This window comes from Bartonella senegalensis OS02 (assembly GCF_000312545.1).
GTDB lineage: Bacteria > Pseudomonadota > Alphaproteobacteria > Rhizobiales > Rhizobiaceae > Bartonella > Bartonella senegalensis.
The window spans coordinates 600,072-621,265 of record NZ_HE997540.1 but is presented as its reverse complement, the minus strand read 5'-3'; the positions used below and the strand labels follow the sequence as shown (position 1 = coordinate 621,265).

The following is a 21,194-nucleotide window of genomic DNA, read 5'->3' as shown; positions in this document are numbered from 1 at the left end:
ATAAGCTTATAGATTTTCATTTATAAGATTGCATAAAAGGATTTAAAGACAAAATCGTTTTTAAAGCGCTTTCTAAAAGTTTAGAAAACGATAGGCAGTTATTATACGACACTATCATCATAACTAGATATGAAATTCAAAACGTTATATCTTATGATAATCAAAAGCCTTTTTATGACGTATGCAAGCAAGCTATTAAAAAACGTTTTAAAAGTTATCGTTTAAAAATATGAAGTCAAATGGGGTCACCCTAAAATTGGGGGCATCTATTGAGAAAAAGATAAGCAGGCAAAATTCAAAATCGTTGTAACCTTATAAGGCATGGGATTTTACTAAATTTGGAGTCAAAAACGACATTGTTTTAAAAATGCTCTATTCTAAAAATAACGCCTCCAGAATTGGAGTGGTTAATATTGCAAACTCAAAATTGAGCCGGCTAATTTTTAAAGAAATTAGGTTTTAAAGAAAAGTAAAAATACGCTTATAAGAACCTCTTTAAGTGAATGTATAAACGTTTGAAACTGATGTTTTATAACAGTTATCATTTGTTCTTAAGAACGTTTCATTTACGAAAAAACAAAGATCTATATTTCACAGCAGAGCCAATCTTAAAAGCCTTACATTCTATAAAAGCGTTTATAGACTTTCTCATTCAAATGAATGCTATCAAGATTATAGCCATCGTTTACGGTTCTTTTGATAAGTTTTCATAAAAACAATAGAACACTTGCAATATGATACGTTTTGTATATAGGCATTCATTACTCCATTGTAGGTGATTATTAAATCATTAGAATCAAAATTAGAAAGCCGCGTTATATCAATTGGCACGGCTTTCTTTTTGAATTCTCTTTTTTATGATACGTTTATATATTTTATAATGCGTTTATAGCCATTAAAGGCGCTCCCCATGCCTGTTATTTGTTCTATTTCTCAATCTTTACAAGGTTATCGCTTTCATAAACCTCATAATTTATAGGGACTTCCCTTACTTTGCTTTGCTTGGTTAATTTGGCATTGCCATAAGCGCGCCCCCAGACCTTAGTATAGAATAAAACCTTGGCATTGCCAAAAACAGAGCCATAAATCTCAGCACAACCACCCACTAAAGCACCGCCATAGACCTTGCCATGTATTTTTGCTCGACCATTAATAAGGGCATAATTATAAACCTCGGCATAGCTATGAATACGAGCCGAGCCAGCAACAATGGCACGACCATAGACCCTTGCATAATTAAAAACCGTAGCATCATAAGAAACATGGGCATGGTCATAAATATGGGCATCAGCAAAAACACAAGCCCCCCACTTACATGGGCATACCCATAAACATTGCCATAAACACGGGCATTGCCATAGACACAAGCATTGTCATAAATATTTGCATATTGAGAGATAAACGCTCTTCCATAGACCTCACAATTCCCATAGACTTGACCACAGACTTGAGAATAATGCCGTATTTTTGCATTATCAGAAACGCGTGCATAACCATAGGCACAAGCATTATCATACACCCAGCAATTACCCTCATGAGAAAGATTGGCTTCCTTTTCGATAAAACCACCAAGGTCACCTTCCTTGACATCATCAAAATCTCTTAAAGCACAAATGCGATAAAGATTGATAGTTTCTCTAGTAAGAGCATGTTTGATTTTTTTGATTTCTCTAGTTAATTCGTATTTTTTGCACATAAGGATACCCCACACAATTGAATGTGATAAAGATTTTCTAAAATTTGGAATGGAAAATTTGTAAGAGGGGCGCCCCCGCAACACCCGAGCATTCAATTATGCTGCTTTGTTTTCAATAATCTTTACAACGTGATCGCTTTCATAAACTTCACAATTTATGGGAACCGAACATAAACCGCTATGTCTTTTTATCCTTGCATTGCCATAGACCGTGCCTCTAATCACGATATAATCAGAGATTTTCGCATTCCCATAAACAGAGCCGTAAACATCAGTATGAGACCCCACGCTAGCATTGCCATAGACCTTGCCATAAATCTTTGCAGCACCACTCACAACAGCATGATCATAAACTACCGCCTTGCTATGAATACGTGCACACCCCGATAATTTTGCATGCCCATAAACCCTTGCATATTGATAAACCCAAGCATTATAAGAAAGATGCGCATTGTCATAAACATGCGCATTACCATAAACAAAGCCCATAATAATAGCCTTATCAGAAATCTTTGCATTTTCATAAATATAGGCAGTATTTAAAACAAGAGCATTATCATATACCCAGCAATTGCCATCATGAGAGAGATTGCTTTCATTTTCGATAAAACCACCTAAATCCCCAGCCTTTACATCAGCAAAGTCTCTTAATGCTTTAATGCGATAAAGAGTTTGATTATTAAATACACGTGTCTCATTTGTGAGTGCAAACTTTTTTTGCATGGCACAATTCCTTTATAAAGAAGATTCAATTTTTGAATGAAAAAATTTGGTTAGCAAGAAAGCGCCCCCGCACCGCCCGTGCTTTATTTAAGCAGCTTCATTTATGGTTTTGTTATTATTACCAATATCATCATAAATTTTTTGATTGCCATTCACTATAGCATTGTCAGAGATTTTTACTGAGTAACAAACATATACATTGTCAGAAACGACGGCATCATCGTAAACATGAGCAGCCCAATCAATACGAGCAGAGCCTAATATTTTCGCATTGCCATAAACAAAGCCCTTTACATAAGCATTATCAGCAATTTTCGCATTGCCATAGATTTTTGCATCAAAAATGATATTAGCTTTATTACAAACAAAGGCATTGTCATAAACTTGACCACGAACGATAGCATTGTCATTAATTTTTGCATTGCCATAAACATGAGCATTTGCACCAAAAACCCATGCATCATCATTAACAACGGCATTGCCATAAACTTTAGCATTTCTATTAATACAAGCATTATCATGTATTTTTGCATTGTCAGAAATGACAGCATCCCAAAAAACGGTAGCATTATCATATACCCAGCAATTGCCATCATGAGAGAGATTATCTTCTTTTTCAATAAAGCCACCTAAAGAACCAGCTTTGACATCATCAAAATCTCTTAACGCTCTAATACGGTGTAAAGTAAACCCTTCAATAATCTTAGTTTCGTCAGTAAATTCATATTTTTTTGTTATAGGTAAAGAGACACAAGCGTCATCAGAAATTTGAGATGCAAGATTAATCGTTTCATTATCTTCAACACGTGTATACCAATTAATAAAAGCATTCCCATAGACTTTTGCATTGTCTCTTATAACAGCCTTATCACATACAGCGGCGTTATTAAAAACACGAGCATGTTTGTAAACAAAAGCATAGCCAAAAACCAAGGCATTATCAGAAATTTTTGCATTGTCATAAACACTAGCAAAATCAAATACCTTTGCATTATCACAAACCGTTGCATTATCGAAAACACTAGCATAATTAAAAACAGTAGCATTATCAGAAACAAGAGCATTATTATAAACACGAGCCTCATTAGCTACCCAGCAATTACCATCATGTGATAAGTTACTTTCCTTTTCAATAAAGCCACCTAAAGAACCAGCTTTAACATCACCAAAATCTCTAATGGCTTTAATGCGGTGTAAAGTATGACCAGCCACGCAACGTGTTTCATTCGTAAATTCGTATTTTTTTGCAGGTTCTTGTTTATTATTAGATGCGGTTTTATTTGAAATGGAAGAAATAACGGGGGTGTTTTGTGATATAGTTTTCATAACTAAATCCTATCGATTATAAGGTTTCTATTGACACCCTATAAGGGCGCCGGGTGGTAGAAACACGGTCGATAGTCCGTCGTTACACTTTTCTCATAAAGAGTATTGTATGGTGTAACACACCCGACAAAGTTCTCATATACCAACAAAAGCATAAAAGATAGCCAGTTTTTATAATAGGATTAGGTTTATCGCAACCTCTTCGCTATCGATTTAGTGTTTCTAGCACTTGATTATTTATATATCAAAATACGTATTTATTTTCAATTAATTTATGCATTTTTTTGATATTTTTTTAAATGCATTGTGTATAAATATTATTTATATGCTTATTAATTTCTTCTTTTCTATTATATGCTTTTAAAGCTATATTATGGGTATTATAAAACGATTGCGTTATTTTCTGAGTCTATACATTCATAATATTTAGAAACGCTCTCATAATGCGTATTTTTAACTTTATAACCTATCTTGTTTTTTACTAAATGGTTTTTAATATTTCTGTTAATTTCTTTTATAACACATTTGCAATTTAACAGCCTTTTATAGGGACTGTCTTTATAATAAATGCTTTCATTTGCATTGTGATTATGAAAGCCCGCTTTTTTCACGCATTCTCTATAGCTGTTATATTCTTTATAGCCACCGCATCATTTTTCATTTTCACAAGAGAAAGGATAAATAGGATAATTGTGATTTATAGTCTGTTATAAAAACATCTAAAGAGAGATTGATAACTATAGAGATTAGCAAAATCTCTTTTAATAGACTTTTGTCAGTTTTGTCAGTTCTTTTTAGAGCCTATATTATTTTTTTTAAATGAGAGAAAATTAAAAACATTATATTTCAATATGTTAGCATTTTAATGATACAACCTATATCGACAATACAACCTTAAATACAATTGTAAATATATATTTGTCAGTTATCTGTCAGTAAATTGAACTGACAAAAGTGATCATTTTAGTGAGTGATTAAAACGGGTTTTATGAAAAGCATATGAAAATGAAAACCGATTACGTTATCAAAATCCTTTAATGAATTTTATCAGTCTACTTAAATGGATAAACTTATAATTTTAGAAAATGATTAAACCACGTCTTTAGAAAACATGTGATCCTTTAAAGCTTTTCAAAAGACAGTTTATAATGATAAGAAATCCTATTAAGACTATTATGGTTATGAGTTTAGGGAGTTATGGGTGTTCTTTTTACCCCCCCTTTATATATATTTTTTAGTTAAAAATAAAAGTTATTATATTTCAATAAGTTAATGTTTAAAATAAACAACCTATATTAAATACAACACGTAAATACAATCTTTAATATGTATTTAAGAGGGTTTTGTAGGGGTTTTGGGGGTTTTAAAAACAGACAAAACCTATAAGTAATATAAGAAAATGAATATACATAGCTCTCTTTAAACAAAGCTTTTAAAAACAATAAAGCTATCATTTGAGATTGCGATATAATCTTTTAAAGGCAATCCAAAAGAAGCGTATTCTATTTAAAAGGGGATTTCTTATAAGTCTTAAAGTAATCCAAATAAAATAAGAGTGTTTAAAAGTGCAAATGATTTCTTTTTAGAATAACGCATATAAACACTCCTTTTAGATTGTATGTAAGCAATTTATAAAAGGGGTATAAATCTATAGTTATAAGACCTTATACCCCTTATAAGATGAGCATGCCCATTATGTGAGCATGCTTTATAAGTCTATTCAGTTTCTCTCATTTCTAATTTTGGTAGGCTCTTAACGATTTTCATTGTCTCTAAACTTACGGTAATAACTCTTTGAAACAATTCTAGAGGGTAGGCAGGGTTTCCAACGGTTTCAACAGCATAGCGATTGGCATCATTCACATATACCACTCTTTTTATCAGTCTTAACGCATTGACGCCCCATAACCCATTCAAGAGCAGGCCTGCCATTGACGATATATTTATAAGCTTCAAGAGGGATATCTGTTATTGTAATATGACGGTTGTAAATAACAGTAGACTTATCCTTTATTTTACTATTTCCAGCGAATTTCATTTCAGTTACATAATAGAATTCTTTAGGATTAGAGATATCAGTCTGTTTAGGATTGCCTTTTTTAAATGTAACTGGATAAGGTTCTACAGTTTCATAATTCACGTGCAAATGCCCCAGTTCACGCCCTGCTATCACAAATTTCAAAAGTCTTTAGAAGTTTTTACACAAGAGGTAAGAGGGGGGCTTTAGAGAGATTATCGGCATAACGAACGCGATAATCTTGCTTTATGAAGTAAACCGTAAACGTAATAAAAGATATCGTTTTAGGTCGTATTTTTTGGGCTTCTTATCAGGCGACAATCATGGAGAGTCTTTTATTGTCTCTATTATGTAACAGTTCCAATAAATTAAATATATTCTATGAATAACAGTCTTTACTTAAATCTTCAAAATTATACTACATACAACACCTAAAATTAAGAGGCATATTAGAGTGTATGATTGCCATTTGACATTGTAATTATAAGATTTCCAAGAGCGGGGGGAGTAATATGTTTTACACAACCAATAAAGCAGGTATATGCAGTACAGTCTATGCTTTTCTGTTAGATTTTAAAAGAATTATTCTCATCAAAAAATTAAAAAATTGTTACGCGGTTGGTGATTTTTTCTGTAACACTGATGATGTGGTTCATTTTGTTTCTCATTTTGAGGGCACAATGAATGCGTAGCTTTTTTTTAGCTTTTACTTTTGCAGCATTTTTGTGCTTTTTTTCATGGGGGAGTTTTGCAGAAAGCATTCGTGATCAAGCGATTGATCAATCCGAGAGGATTCAACGTCAACAAACACAAGAACAGCGTTTTCAACAATTACATCGCAGGAACGAAACGCATGAGGTTTCATTACAGGATGATAATGACCCCCCATTATTTCAAAGTGATTCAACACAAAAAAACTGTTTGCTGATTAAAAACATTGAATTTGTTGGTGCTCAATTGATTTCTCGCAGCGACCTTCATAACACCATTTCCTCTTGGGAGGGGCGGTGTCTTGGTATTGCCGAGATCAACAAAGTGCTCAAAGCAGTAACCAAGCTTTATATGAAGCGCGGCTATATTGCGGTGCGGGCTTATTTACCTGAACAAGACTTAAGGGGTGGTCGTCTTAAGATTGTTGTTGTTGAAGGACAAATAGAGGATATTACCCTAGACGGACAGAAAGCTGGAAAAAAATATCAAGGGGAAATCATTACGGCTTTTCCTAATGTGATTGGTCATCCTGCTCATCTTCGCTCGATAGAACAAGGACTTGATCAAATTAATCGGCTTTTCTCTCGTCATGCGACGATCAATCTTGGTGCTGGGGAGGTTCCAGGTGGTTCTATTCTTGATATTCATATTGATAAGCAGAAGCCGTGGCTCCTTACAGTTTCCAGTGATAATCTTGGTGCTAAAGCAACAGGGATTTACCAAACGCGTGTTAGCCTTTCTTTTGATGATTTATTAGGGATCAATGATCAATGGTCGTTTAGTTATCAGCGCTCCATGAATGGTGGCCCGTATCATTTTTCAGGCAAGCGCCCCAATAGTGATACGATAACGGGTTCATTTTCCATTCCCTATGGCTATTGGACGGTAGGTCTTGATGGCAGTTGGAGTCAATATCATTCGAGTATTAAGGGAATATTTTCTGATATTGATACTGCCGGTAAATCTTTATCGCTTACGCCATGGATTTCACGGGTTATTGACCGCGATCAAGAGGGAAAGACATGGGTTACAGGACAATTGACATGGAAATATTCCGATAATTTTATTATGGGCAGCAAAGTTGATGTTTCCAGCCGTAAACTAGCTATTGCAACATTAGAGTTTGATCATTCACGCAAATGGATGGGAGGAGAATTAAGTGCTCATATAGGGGTTCATAAGGGGTTGGCGATTTTGGGCGCTTATGATGATAAAGAGCAAGAAACTTCGACAAAAAATGCTCCCAAAGGGCAATTTTCAAAGTTGTCTTTTTCTTTAGGGTATGGGCGTGCCTTTTCACTCAAACAGTATAATTTTCGCTATAACACGTTGCTTTCAGGGCAATTGTCCCCTGATACGTTGTTTAGTTCAGAACAACTGTCACTTGGAGGGAATTCTTCTGTACGCGGCGTGCGTGAGGCGGTTTATTACGGTAATAATGGTGTGTTTTGGCGCAATGAATTGTCGCTATTATTACCAGGTTTTTCTTCAAAAATGGGGCGTAAATTTATAGGGCAATTTACACCGTATATGGCGCTTGATTTAGGGATGGTCGCCAATGCTCCCCTTAGAAATAGTTTTGGCGGTAGCCTCGTTGGTGCAACTCTGGGTTTTCATGCAAGCGGAGAGATTTTGGATATGGATCTGTCATATTCAAATATTTTGACCCAATCAACACCGAGAGAGCAGGGGAATACGGCAGGGTTGTTTCAAGTGCGGACATTATTGAGATTTTAGAGCAAAGGGGCGGTCGAAAAGATCGCCTAACTGTTTATACCCATTGGGGTGTTTTTTTACAAAGAGATAGAGGCTTTTTGAGGAGAGTAAGATGCGGGGATTCAAAAATCAAAAGCATAAATTGGGATATGGGTATGTGCTAGGGCAGCATGCTCTTGGTGTTTTGCAGCGAGGGGCTCATAAGGGGATTTCTCTCGTTTTAAGCTTTAGTTTAGCTTTTCAACCTTTGTTAGTGCAAGCGCAAGCAATTGGTGCACAAAGATCACCAGCACAAGAGGCTCAAGGGATTAAAGCGGCAGATGGGGTTGGCTCACTTTTCCGCCCCGCGATAGGAGAAGCCAGCAATGGCGTACCGCTTGTTGATATAGCGCGCCCCAATGGGCAGGGTCTTTCTCACAATAAATATGGCAGTTTTAATGTTGATAGCCGTGGTGTGATTTTAAACAATTCGACCAAGGAGGTTTCACGTTCACAGCTTGGTGGTTTGGTGCTTGGCAATGGCAATTTACGGGGCACTGGTGCTGCAAAGGTTATTCTCAACGAAGTGATAAGTGCTAATCGTTCGCGTCTTGAGGGTGTGAGCGAAGTTCATGGGGCCACGGCGGATGTTATTATTGCTAATCCCAATGGCATTACCTGTAATGGTTGTGGCTTTATCAATACACCGCGGGTGACTTTATCGACGGGGCAGCCGATTATTGGCGCCAATGGGGCTTTGAGTGGCTTGCGTGTTGAGGGTGGAGATATCACCATAGGTACTCGTGGTGCTGATGGAAGTGCATTAGATGTTTTTGATCTTGTTTCGCGCAAGATTAGCGTTGCAGGGCCCATACAAGTCAAAGGGGATTTGGCTGTTATCGCGGGGCATAATCATTTTGATTATAGTAAACGGGAAGCAACGTTTCTTGGCTCAGATGGCAAAGAGCCGGAATTGGCGATTGATTCCAGCGAATTTGGTGGGATGTATGCGGGTCAGATCCGCGTGCTTGCCAACGATAAAGGAGCGGGCGTTAAAATGCGAGGGGACATGGTTGCCAATGCAGGCGCCATGAGACTGACGAGTGATGGGAAGCTGGTGCTTGCTAAAGCCCGTGCTAAAGGTGCAGTGCATGCGCATTCTCATCACGAGAGCGTGCATGTAAAAGACTTATTGTTTTCAGAAGATTCTGTTGAGCTTAAAGCGCGTCGCACTGTTGAATTAGCAGGAAATGCACGGGTTGCAGCGAGCGGCAATGTTGATGTGAACGCCGGTGTGATTAAGCTTGGCTCTGATGCTCTGTTGGCCAATGGTATTGGCAATAATGGCCAACAGTCCGCTATGGGCTCTTTACATTTACAAGCAACAAAAGTTGAGGCAGGCAGTGGGCGAATTGCGGCTGGTGCACTTTTACAGATAAATGCCGCGGCTATTGATCTGGATCGCTTGCAAGATAATGATCAGGTTGGGATCTCTTCCCTTGGCGATGTGATTATTAAAACCAATCAAATTAGTGCTTTAAATAACCATATTGGTGCTAGGGGAAATGTTATTCTGAAATCCGCTGATGCGCTTAATATAGGAGCTGGTCATTATAGCGCTGGCGGCTTTCTTTTGGCGGAAGCCGCAGCGCTTACTTCACGGGCTCGTTTAGCAGCAGAGCAAAAAGTTGATCTTTCTGCCCAGAGTGGTGATCTTATCCAAGAAGGCAGTGTCTCGTCCAATGGTGTGATCACACTTCAAGCGTATGGAGCACTTACCCACAAGGGTGATATTGTTAGTTTGCAGCAGGTTGCATTGACAGCTGGGGGCATGCTTACAACGGGTGAGAAAAGTACAGTGTTGGGGTATGATGTATTCTTGAGCGCTGATCGTTTAAGCCAAACGGGGACTGTGGAAGCACAAGGTGGAGAACTCGCTATTCAAGTGCGTAATCAGATCATCAATCATGGTATGATGCGCGGTGATAGCGTCAAGACCGGTGCCGGTTCTTTAACAAATCAAGAGATGTTGATTGCCAGCAATGATTTACAATTGGTGATCAACACACAAGAGGGAACGGATAGTCAACAAGCTTCTCTTATGAATGCTTCTGGTGCGGTTATCCAAAGTGGGGGCAGTCTTGTTTTGTCCGCAGGGCAATTGCACAATGCTGGTGCGCTTGGCTCTAGTGATGAAAATCTTGCCCTCAATGTGAGCGGAGATTTGAACAATAGTGGGCTGATTTACGCAAAAAAATCCATGGCTGTATCCAGTGATGGTGATTTAACCAATACACAGGGCAGAATAATTGCTGAAGAGGCTCTCACCGTTCATGGGCTGAAAGAGACACGGGCTGGTCATGTAAATAATGAGGCTGGTCTTCTCAGTGCTCTTGCCGGTGAGATGAAGATTGTTGCAACATCTTTTGTCAATAAAAGCGCTGCAACAACAAATTCAAACCAACAAAACGCTACACATGATGAGGGTGCACATATTTTAGCGCGAGATGGTTTGCGCATTGATGTGGGTCGTTTTGAAAATGTTGATGGTCTCATCTCTACGCAAGGGGCAGTTAATGTTGTTGCCGATAGTGTGATCCAAGCAGGGTACATAGAGATTGAGCGTGGTGATCTTCAGCTGACGAGCCGTGGTGATTTAACCAATAACGGCACGATAGAAAGCAATGATGAAATTGCTTTGCATGCGCAAACAAATCTCAATCAAACAGGGCGCATTGTTTCCAAAAAGCGGATAGAGCTTTCCAGTGATGGCACCTTGACAATGGGCGAGACAAGTGAGGTTGGCGCCTATGATGTGGCATTGAGTGCAGGCATGCTCACCCATGCAGGGCTTGTGGAAGCACAAGGGGGGATGCTTAGCTTAAACAGCTCTGGTCTTGTAAGCAATCAAGGCATCATGGTGGGGGGTGTTGTTGATGCAAAGCTTGGTTCATTAGTAAATTCAGGTCAATTTTTATCTCAAGGGGCTTTTACACTTGTCGCAGAAAATCATGATCCACTGTTGGGGCAAACGGCTCTGGTTTTAAATGCTGAAGGTGGGGTTCTCAAAAGTGGTGGCACTTTTGTTTTGACGACAGATGCGTTGAACAATGCTGGCAGCCTTGGTTCTGGTGGTGATGCGGTTGCCCTCAATGTGCGCGGGGATATGAGCAATAGCGGGCTGATTTATGCCAAGAAATCTGCCATGCTCTCCTTAGATGGGGATTTCATCAATCAGTTTGGCGATGTCATTGCCGAAGACAATCTCATCATCCGTGGCTTAAAGGGAGAGCGGGCTGGTCATGTGATCAACAGTTCGGGTCTTTTAGAAGCTGTCTCAGGCGATATGCGTTTTGATGTTTCAGCACTCACCAACATGCGTGAAGGTGGGGTTGAAGTGAGCGATAAAGTGGTTTCTCACCGGTTCTTTGAGGGACAATGGAGAGGAACCAATGTTGAGCACCACCAGATAAAGGAAGATGTTGATACTACAGTCATCCGTCAGCAAGCACATTTTAAGCATAATGCTGCACAGATTTTAGCAGGGCGTCATCTAACAGTTCATGCCGGGGATATTCGCAATAGCTATAGCTTGATTTCTGTCAATGGCAACATTGAGATGCGGGGCGATACACTGCTCAATGAGGGGCGCGATTTAATCGAAACAACCAAGATTGTAACTGAAACGCATCGCAGGAAGAAACACTGTACTGTTTGGAATGGAGGATGTCTGTGGGGTGGCATAACGTATTTTGGCAGCACGACCGATACCAAAACAACCACACGCACCTATGATGCAGTTTATAGCACGATTGAAGCGGGGGGAACGCTTGATGCCAAGCTGACGGGCTATATTGATAATCATGCGGTGCGTGAAGGGGTAGAGCAAGTTGGCTTAAGCTCTGGTGATAAAGGCTTGGCTGGTGTTAAAAACACCGATTTTGACGGCTCAAAACCACTGATCAGTGATGATCGATTAGACGAGATTATCAATGGTTTGACGGGGCATAAAGCACTTTTTGCACCGAGTATCCAAACACCAGCACCAGAATCCATACAAGTACCAAAGCAAGATGGACTTAGCTCTGTAAAGACAGAGCTTGCTCAGCCCCAAACACCTGATGTGCCGTTTTTAGTCGAAACGCGTCCAGATTTTATCAATCCCAGCAAATTTTTGGGCTCAGATTATTTCCTCAAAAGGGTTGGCAATTATAAGCCTGAGCAAGTGTTTAAAAGATTAGGGGATGCCTATTATGAAACTCGTCTGGTGGGGGAGCAAATCTTTGAACTCACCGGTAATCGCAGCTTCATAGACGTGGATGATCCCAACGCACAAATGCAAAGGCTTTATGACAATGCCATCGCACAGCAAGATCCCTTAGGGTTAGAGCTAGGCAAACCATTAACACAAAAGCAAATTGCCGAGATCAAAAAAGATATGATCTGGCTTGAGACGCATGTTGTAAACGGGCAAGAAGTCTTGGTGCCCCATGTTTATTTGGCAGCAAATTCTTCTCTCTCGCAGGATATTTATTGGGGCAAAACGCAGCAAGCAAATCTTGCTAGTGCACACTTAAAAGGCAATGGTATCACTTTAGAGGCGGAGCGCTTTGCCAATAGCGGCTCCATCGTGAGTAATGGTTCACTCAACGTATCAACAACACAAACTTTGTTGAATGATGGTGGATTTTTGCTTGGCAGCGGTATTGTTGATCTCAGCAGCCAAGGGCTTTTTGTCAACTCGTCAGGGGGTATTTTAGGGAATATCATCACCCTCACTGCTGAGACAATCGTTGATGGGACTGCCAAAATCCGTGACACGAATGAATTTGGTTTTGTTGATCGAAGTGGGCAGCAGTCTCAAATCATTGCTGTTCAGGATTTAAACATTCACTCCCTTGGCGATTTAAGCATGAATGGTGGGCAATGGAACAGTGGCGGATCAACGACGGTGACTGTCGGTGGTTCTGCGACCATTGGCTCATTGGTACTAGAGAGTGAGAATAAGCAAACCTTAGAAAAAGGGCATTATGATGCTCAAAGCAGCCTTCACCATTTGGCAGAAGTTACCAGTGGTGACAATCTAACCATTGTTACAGGGGGTGAGCTTAATCTTGGGGGAAAGTTTAAAGCCAAGGGCGATGCAGATTTCACCAGTGGTGGTGCTCTCAATGTGGTTTCAGAACAAGACTTTAGCAGTTCTGATTTGGATCTTAGGGGGAAAGAAGGCGATGAATCAAAGCAAAAGAATAAGTTTCGTCAACAATCAACCGAAGTTACCACCAATAAAACCATGATAGAAACGGGTGGCAATCTCTCTATGCATGCGCAAAATGGGGACCTTACGCTTAAAGCCATAGGGGCAAAAAGTGATGGCGAGATACATCTTACGGCAGATAAGGGGAAGATAAAGTTTCTGACCAACAAGGATCAGGATTTTAAGGATGTTTATCAGCGCAATGAAAACCTTGTGTGGTGGAGTGAGAGCGACAAAGGTTATTTGCAGGAGACCATCAAGCATGTGACCATGGAAGCTGGTGGGGGCATGAAGCTTGATGCGGGCGATGGCTTTGTTGTTGAATATGAACAAACCGGTGATTTTGACCAATCCCTTGAGCAGTTAGCCCGTTCACCAGAATTGTCCTGGATCAAGCAATTGCGTGATGATCCAGAATTAGCCAAGCAAGTTAATTGGCAAGCTGTTAAGGCTGAATTTAAAGACTGGGATTATAAAAAGCAGGGTCTCACAGAAGTAGGGGCAGCTTTAGTCACCTTGATTGTAACAGCTGTTACCGCCGGAACAGCTTCCAGTGCCGCCGGTGCTATTGCCAATACTTTAGGTGTTGGCTCCAGCACAGCCATGAATGCAGCAATACAAGCAGGTGTCCAAGCATTGATTAATAAAAGTGCTGTGGCTCTTGTCAATAATCGCGGCAACATTGCCGACGCACTTCATGAGCTAGGCTCATCGAAGAATGTTTTGGGCATTGTCTCCTCAATGTTGACAGCAGGTTTAACCAGCCAATTCACAGAGATGGCCGGAGTTGGTCAATCCTTACCTAAAACCGCCCCTTTAGTTGATCGTATCACGCGTGAGGCAGAAAAGAATTTGATCAAAGCCGCCATTGGCACGGGCGTTCAAACGGCTCTTGAAGGCGGTTCACTTGACAAAAACTTTTTTAATAATCTGCGTACAGCGCTGTCAGGAACCCTTGGGAAAACATTAGCGGAAGAAATTGGTACCGCTAAGGCAGAAGGCAAAATAGACACGGTCACACAGATCGTCGCCCATGCCGGTCTTGGCTGTATTGTCGGTGCGACAGCGAGTGGTGATTGTACAGCTGGCGCCGTGGGGGGTGTTGTAGGCGAAGCCGCCGCAATGCTCCAGTTTAAACTATGGTCCAAAAATTTTATACAAAAAGAAATAGCAGCATTGGATGGTCGTATTCCAACGGCAGAAGAACAAGCGCGTATCAATGCAAAGATTGAAGCACAGTTTTCTGATTTTAATGATCATGCCATTGATATTTCTCGCATAGCGGGAGGCTTTGCTGCTGCTCTTGCTGGTGGTGATGTCAATACCGGCGCTGATGCCGCTGGAAATGCCGCGGAAAATAATTTTTTTCCTGCAGTAGCAGCATTCGTAGCATTCGTTGTATCGCTTGCACCAGAAGAGTTGGCTGCTTTGTCCCTTTTTATGGCTGGCGGAGCAACTCTTGTTCAATCTCCTAGCAATAGGTCGGCTATAGCTGATTTTCTTAACGATTGGTTTGCTTCGAAAAATTCTGCAGAAGAAGACAGCGAAAAAACAAATCAAAGCTCAAAAGAAGAAAAAAATAAAAATTCTCAGGCGAGTGGCAAAGACCCACAAAACAATAATGACAATGATAATGATGAAAAGGGTAAAAAGCTTAATAAAGGCAGAAAATATCATGACAAAAAACGCGATGAGGAAAAACAAAGATTAGAAGAGGAAGGACTTTCACCAAGCGAAGGAGAATTAACGATTGAAATTGAAATTACGACAGATAAAGGTATAACCAAGGCAAGAACACGTCCTGATAATACTTATATTGAGGATGGTGAACCAGCTTTTAGTGAGACGAAAACCGGTAAATCCAGATTAAGTACAGGGCAGAAAGGTTTAAGAGAAATATGTAAAACAACAGGAAGTATAAAATTTTGTGGTCCTAAAGCTGAAGAGTATCTTAAGCAAAATAAAGAAAAATTTAATAAATACCAAGAAAATTTAAAGAAGTTTATAGAAAAAGAGAAACCAACTGAGAAACAACTAGAAGAATTTAATAAAGAGTGGCCTAAAAAACAATTGGATAAGAAATGGGAAAAAGGACCACGGAAATATAGACTTAACGAATATCCAAGCTATTTAGAAGAAAAGTGAACTACTATGCAAACAAAAGACGTAACAGAGATTTTAAAAAGATTGGGTTGGGAGACTCATCGCCATGAGGTTGGAGATACATTTGCTTATTATCATCTTTCTGATCGTATAATACGCATTCTTTACGATGTTGTAGATTATAGAGAAGATGGTGGAAAGTTGCGGCTATCAGTTGATCTTACTACAGCTGCTTATTGCCTTGCTAGGGAATATTCTAATGGTGAACAGTCGCGCTACAAATATGATGATATGTTGATTTCTGCAGAAGAAAATTTCGGAGTTACAGCACAGAATCTTTCTGAAAGCCATATTGAGGAAGCTCTAAATAAAGTGATTGCATGGGCACAAACGCAGAATATTGAACAAAAATTGCGCGAAGAAGCTGCCAATCATTCTGCCGTTGCTGAAGCATTGCTTGGCGATATTGATGCTTTAAGGTCTGACAAGCCGGCATCCCAATTACATGTTCCAGAATTTGCGGATTATGCAACCATAGAATGGATTGATCGCCTTATTTTATTTGCACAAGCCTATAAGAATGGGGAGTTAGACGATATTCTAACGCGCAAAAAACCAAAAAAGCAGCAGATGAGTCTTACTGCAGCAAGCCGTATTCTCAAAACCCACGGTTGGTTTTCTACGGAACTTGGAAAAATGTGGCTCTCTTTGCCAGATCGCTTTATTCAATTTGATTTTGGTTTTGTACGCCTCCATAACAATTACAATATCCGTCTTGAAGCAGAGATCTCTAACGAAGAGATTTCTGTAGCTTGCAAATATATTTACTATAGGAGAGAATATATTTGGATACGACCTACGGATATTTATAAGTCTTTTAATACGATTGGGGGAGGTCTTTTTAGCGGTTTTGGTAAAGGTATTGATATTTGTGTAGAGGCATTGAATGAGCAAGAGTTGACAAAAATCTCTGAGCGGATAATACAATGGGCGCGTGCCCAAGATTTACAAGTATCGATCGAAAGCAAAACGCTTGTTCAAAAATACAACTACAATACAGATATAATTTGGCATTTGGCTTGTTTAGCGTTAACAGGAAAGATCGATGTACTGAGATCTTATCAAAATTCCATTGCGGTAGGTACAATTTCTGAATATTTGGATGATGATGAAGTAGAAAAATATGTTAACCATGCCGTTGAATTTGCTGAAAAACATTTGAAAATCCTTCATGAGCGAGAGGCAGCAGAAGCACATCTTGGTCCACAAACTTTGATTACTTTCAATAAAGTTGCAGAGCAATTAAAACAAATGGGCTGGACAGTTTATCGCGATAAAAACTACAATTGCAATGCTTATTTTATAAATAAAGACCGTATCATCAATATAATGTACAGCCTTCAAAGTGATGAAAAAGAGCCGATTTTTGCATTTAGGGCTTCCCTTTCAACACTTGGCTTTTGCTCTGCTCATAGAGAGATTTTCTATAATATGCCTCAATATATAGCTCTCAAAGAAGCAGAAGAAGTTTATACAGTTTCTAGTACTGAATTGGATGAAGGCAAGCTGAAACAGATTTGTACAGATATACTTGTGTGGGCAGAGCAGCAAAATGTTAATCAAATCATTTATGATTATGTCGCTTTTCCCCCAGACAGTGAACTTGATCTTGTGGCGCGTCACCTTATTGCGCTTGTTTTGATTGGGGATATTGAGAAGCTCAAATCTTACAAGGAGAATTTTAGAAAGGGAAATCCTTTAGGCTTTGTGGAAGAAATCTCAAAATATAGAGTTGATAATCTCCTCAGTCTTGCACGGGGTTATCGAACTGGTTTTCCTAAAAATGCTCCGATTTTGAGCTTAGACCCACAAACAGCGTCTATTATTGCTTCCAAAACAACATCTGTTGATTTGAGAGAGGAGGTAGATGAAAGGGATGATAAAGATGCTCCATTGAATATGGAAAGTGCCACAGCCCTTTTAAAAAGCCTAGGTTGGTCAACCAAGAAAATCGATGAGAATGACCATATGGCAAGCTATCAATTGGCTGATCGTGAAGTAGACATTCTTTATAACGATGAAATTGCTAAAGATTGTCCGCAATTTGATAGCGCCTTTTTGATTAGTACCGGCATTCTTTCCGCAGCTTGCAAATTCATTGACCCTACTCACACGGAAGATATCCCAGATATACAGCTTAATTTTGAGGCTAAAGGATTAGAAATCTTTGAACCAGAAGTCACCGCAGATCGTTTAACACAGGCACTTGATGATGCGCTAGAATGGGCAGTAAATGCTATTGACCTTTCTGAAAGACTTCGCTCTGATTATGGAAGTGCTCCTTGGGAACAGGATGCAACGTCTAAAGCAGATTATACGGATTATGCCTTACTTCATATTGGTGCTCTTGCTTTGTTAGGTGATGTTGAGACTTTACACTCTTATCATAAAAGTTTTACTGCAGGGGATCATTTAGGTTTTTGCGAAAGCATCCAACAGCTTCATCTTGAACGTGCAGTAGCATTAGCTCAAGAAGTATCAAAATCAAAGCAAGTGAGCTACGCTTTGATTGAAAAAGTATCAAAAACATGAGCCATTTGGAAGAAAAATAGTTCTGAACAAGAGCTTTTCAGTGAGGTGAAGCCTCATTCTTGGAGGGAGGTTTATAAGCCTATTTAGGACAAAGAATACGTGATTATTTTGAAAATAATCGAGGGGATAATGAATCGTGAAATGGATAAAGAAAAAAAATATGGGGACAGCTGAGCCTGTAGAATTTAAAGGTACAAAAGTTTATCAAGACGATGAACTGTTTGAGCCTGAAACAGTTTCTTCTTGGAAAGAAAAAGGACAGATAATAACAGGTACCAATCTTGAAAGAATGGAAACAGGAAGAGCTCCTATTGGAGTCGATTGTAGACCTATTATGTTATATCCTATGACACAAGAAGGTCCTCTCGCTGAGGTTCTCTACTCATTTTATCAAGGCAGGAGTTTGGTTTCTCCTATGCAGCCAAAGAGAAATTTTATCAGCAAAGTTATTTGTTGGATTTCAAACAAAATTCCTAAGTTGGAAAAAAAGATAAAGTAATTATTGGCAAATATTGGAGTAATGTCTCTAAAAGCTGCTCTCTAAGCTTTAACGATCATCCCTTTTGTTACATCATATATTGTAAATGTGAGATAATTTTACAGACATAGATGAGAAAAGAGCTCCATCAAGTAAATATCCCTTATGATTTTATCAATGTCATCTCAATTCTATTGGCTATAGCAGAGAAATATTGATCAGTAAAAACACGCTGTGTTTTATGGAGAAAAATTTATGAAAAGTTATACTTTATCAGATGTTGCACAATATGTTGATATGCATAGTCATGTTATTAATTTTGGTACTCAAGATAATGCCCCTGATGATGTACGGATTACAACAGCTGAGAACACTCTGGATTTACAATTTACCTCTTCCTACAAGAGTTTTTTAAAAAATTATGGAGGTGGAGAAATTGGAGGTGAAGAAATATTCAGTATTTATGAAATCTGTTCTGGTATTCCTGCTGGTGATATTGTTTACCAAAACGTACTCGATAGAAAACGTGGTTTTGCGACACCAGAACAGCTTATCGTTTGTGATGCTGATTTTGATGAAACCTTTTATTTTGATTATACGCAGTTTCGGGATGGTGAATGCCCACTCTATGTCAAGTTTGCATTGGGTGATTGTGAATATTACGCGAGTAATTTTTATGAATTCCTTTGCAAAAGGATTATAGTACACGTGGGAGATGAGATACTTGATGGTGATCAACCGATTGAAAAACCTGAGACCCCTCCCATTCCGCAACCTATTCCTTTTTACAAGCGCTTTTGGAAAAAGTTATGGGGGAGGTGACAAGAGGGGGTGAGAAAATATGTAACGTTTATAAGGGATATACAGCAGATATTCCGAGTAGTGGTATTATTTATGATCACTTAATTTGCTTCCAAGAAAAATCTTGCAGAACTTGCTGCTCAGGGAGATCTTGACAAACTTGCGGCGAAGAAAGAACTGACCAAAGAAGCTGCTAAAGAAAAAAAACATTGGTTAAAAAAGAAACCCACTAAATTTACCGATAGCAAATTTGGTCAGACCAACAAAGTCTATCAGAGAGACGATTTGTTTGATCCTAACAGAATTTCTAATTGGAAAGAAAACAAAAAAGACGTGTGGGGCACCAATCTTGAAAGAATGAAAGCAGGAAAAGCACCTATAGGGTTTGATGATAAGTCTGTTGAGTTGCATCACCTAAATCAAATCCCTGAAGGCCCCTTAGCAGCAATGAGCCATGAATTTCATAATCAATATAGTTCTGTGATTCATAATAATCCTCAAAAACATCAATCACTTATAGATAGAAAAAAGTTTGATAAGTGGAGAGAGGAATATTGGAAGGAACGTGCTAAAGGCTATAGAGAACAAAAAAACAGTCAGTTAGGAGGAATAATCGATATGAGATGGGGTATCATAGGTCTAGATTTTAACAGATGGGGACAGGAGCATCAGCAGTAGTGCTCTACGGTTAATGAAAAGAGAAAAACAAAGACTTATAAAATAATTGATGGAGAATAATGAATGAAAACCTATACCTTAGTTGATGTTGCAGTATTAATTGATAAAGTGAATAAATATGATGATGATATTATCAACTTTCGTACTGAAGATGATGTTGTTGATGATCTCGTGATTGAAAAAGCTGAGAAAGCTCTTGGTTTGAAATTTACATCGTCTTATAAGAGTTTTTTAAAACATTATAAAGGCGGGGACATTAGTGGTGAAGAAATCTATAGTCTTTATGAGCATCCTATAGGTGTTTCTGTTAATGACATTGTTTTTCAAAACTTAAATGATAGAAAACGTGGTTTTGCGACACCAGAACAGCTTATCGTTTGTGATGCTGATTTTGGTGAAACCTTTTATTTTGATTATACGCAGTTTCGGGATGGTGAATGCCCACTCTATGTCATGCTTCCATCTGAAGATTGTGAATATTACGCAAGTAATTTTTATGAATTCCTTTGTAAAAGAATTAAAGAAAGCGTGGGAGCTGAGATACCTGAAGGTGATCAACCAATTGAAAAGGCTAAGATTCCTCCCACTCCGCAACTGATACCTTTTTACAAGCGCTTTTGGAAAAAATTATGGGGGAGGTGACAAGAGGGGGTGAGAAAATATGTAACGTTTATAAGGGATATACAGCAGATATTCCGAGTAGTGGTATTATTTATGATCACTTAATTCGCTTCCAAGAAAAATCTTGCAGAACTTGCTGCTCAGGGAGATCTTGCCAAGCTTGAAGCGAAGAAAGAACTGACCAAAGAAGCTGCTAAAGAAAAAAACATTGGTTAAAAGGAAAACCCATTAAATTTACCGATAGCAAATTTGGTCAGACCAACAAAGTCTATCAGAGAGACGATTTGTTTGATCCTAACAAAAGGGTTAAATGGACTGAAAACAAAAAAGAAGTGTGGGGCACCAATGTTGAGAGAATGGAAACAGGAAGAGCACCTATAGGATATGATGGTGAGTCTGTAGAGTTGCATCACTTAAAGCAAACCCCTGATGGCCCCTTAGCAGAAACTAGCAAGGAATTTCATCAAAAATATACTTCTGTGATTCATGATAATCC

9 protein-coding genes and 3 pseudogenes are annotated in these 21,194 nt (G+C 39.0%); 8 read left to right on the top strand and 4 right to left on the bottom strand.

Annotated features, from left to right (window positions below):
• Window positions 1–926 precede the first annotated feature (926 nt).
• From BN200_RS02475 to BN200_RS09350, 4 genes and pseudogenes are all read right to left on the bottom strand, one after another.
• Window positions 927–1,696, bottom strand: a pseudogene (locus BN200_RS02475) (hypothetical protein).
• 96 nt (window positions 1,697–1,792) lie between these two features.
• Window positions 1,793–2,419: an LbetaH domain-containing protein gene (locus BN200_RS02470; RefSeq protein WP_019220846.1), complete on the bottom strand. Its 627-nt coding sequence runs from the start codon at window positions 2,417–2,419 to the stop codon at window positions 1,793–1,795.
• An 87-nt stretch (window positions 2,420–2,506) separates the two neighbouring features.
• Window positions 2,507–3,745, bottom strand: a complete 1,239-nt coding sequence (locus BN200_RS09955; protein WP_019220845.1) for a hypothetical protein — start codon at window positions 3,743–3,745, stop codon at window positions 2,507–2,509.
• 1,716 nt (window positions 3,746–5,461) lie between these two features.
• Window positions 5,462–6,046, bottom strand: a pseudogene (locus BN200_RS09350) (type ISP restriction/modification enzyme); the annotation flags it as partial.
• 400 nt (window positions 6,047–6,446) lie between these two features.
• Between BN200_RS09350 and BN200_RS02435 the strand changes: the two are divergent.
• The 8 genes and pseudogenes from BN200_RS02435 to BN200_RS10055 form a co-directional block, all read left to right on the top strand.
• Window positions 6,447–8,210, top strand: a complete 1,764-nt coding sequence (locus BN200_RS02435) for a ShlB/FhaC/HecB family hemolysin secretion/activation protein (protein ID WP_019220842.1) — start codon at window positions 6,447–6,449, stop codon at window positions 8,208–8,210.
• Window positions 8,211–8,301: 91 nt separating this feature from the next.
• Window positions 8,302–15,570 (top strand): two-partner secretion domain-containing protein, encoded by a 7,269-nt coding sequence (locus tag BN200_RS02430; RefSeq protein WP_019220841.1) that lies wholly within the window; start codon window positions 8,302–8,304, stop codon window positions 15,568–15,570.
• 6 nt (window positions 15,571–15,576) lie between these two features.
• Window positions 15,577–18,120, top strand: coding sequence for a DUF6990 domain-containing protein (locus tag BN200_RS02425; RefSeq protein WP_019220840.1), 2,544 nt, complete (start codon window positions 15,577–15,579; stop codon window positions 18,118–18,120).
• A gap of 136 nt (window positions 18,121–18,256) precedes the next feature.
• Window positions 18,257–18,619, top strand: coding sequence for an HNH/ENDO VII family nuclease (locus BN200_RS02420; protein WP_034988641.1), 363 nt, complete (start codon window positions 18,257–18,259; stop codon window positions 18,617–18,619).
• A gap of 234 nt (window positions 18,620–18,853) precedes the next feature.
• Entirely contained in the window at window positions 18,854–19,420 is a 567-nt protein-coding gene (locus BN200_RS02415) for an SMI1/KNR4 family protein (protein ID WP_019220838.1), read from the top strand.
• Window positions 19,421–19,684: 264 nt separating this feature from the next.
• The gene (locus BN200_RS08500; RefSeq protein ID WP_019220837.1) at window positions 19,685–20,077 is read left to right on the top strand and encodes an HNH/ENDO VII family nuclease; all 393 of its coding nucleotides are present in this window, start codon (window positions 19,685–19,687) and stop codon (window positions 20,075–20,077) included.
• Between the two features lie 63 nt (window positions 20,078–20,140).
• Entirely contained in the window at window positions 20,141–20,719 is a 579-nt protein-coding gene (locus BN200_RS02405; RefSeq protein ID WP_019220836.1) for an SMI1/KNR4 family protein, read from the top strand.
• A gap of 84 nt (window positions 20,720–20,803) precedes the next feature.
• Window positions 20,804–21,194, top strand: a pseudogene (locus tag BN200_RS10055) (HNH/ENDO VII family nuclease); the annotation flags it as partial.

What these genes read in the sequence shown, in the direction of transcription:
- BN200_RS02430 (WP_019220841.1), top strand. Translation starts at nt 8,302, where the DNA reads ATGCGGGGATTCAAAAATCAAAAGCATAAATTGGGATATGGGTATGTG.
- BN200_RS02415 (WP_019220838.1), top strand. Translation starts at nt 18,854, where the DNA reads ATGAAAAGTTATACTTTATCAGATGTTGCACAATATGTTGATATGCAT.
- BN200_RS02435 (WP_019220842.1), top strand. Translation starts at nt 6,447, where the DNA reads ATGCGTAGCTTTTTTTTAGCTTTTACTTTTGCAGCATTTTTGTGCTTT.
- BN200_RS02405 (WP_019220836.1), top strand. Translation starts at nt 20,141, where the DNA reads ATGAAAACCTATACCTTAGTTGATGTTGCAGTATTAATTGATAAAGTG.
- BN200_RS02470 (WP_019220846.1), bottom strand. Translation starts at nt 2,419, where the DNA reads ATGCAAAAAAAGTTTGCACTCACAAATGAGACACGTGTATTTAATAAT.
- BN200_RS09955 (WP_019220845.1), bottom strand. Translation starts at nt 3,745, where the DNA reads ATGAAAACTATATCACAAAACACCCCCGTTATTTCTTCCATTTCAAAT.
- BN200_RS02425 (WP_019220840.1), top strand. Translation starts at nt 15,577, where the DNA reads ATGCAAACAAAAGACGTAACAGAGATTTTAAAAAGATTGGGTTGGGAG.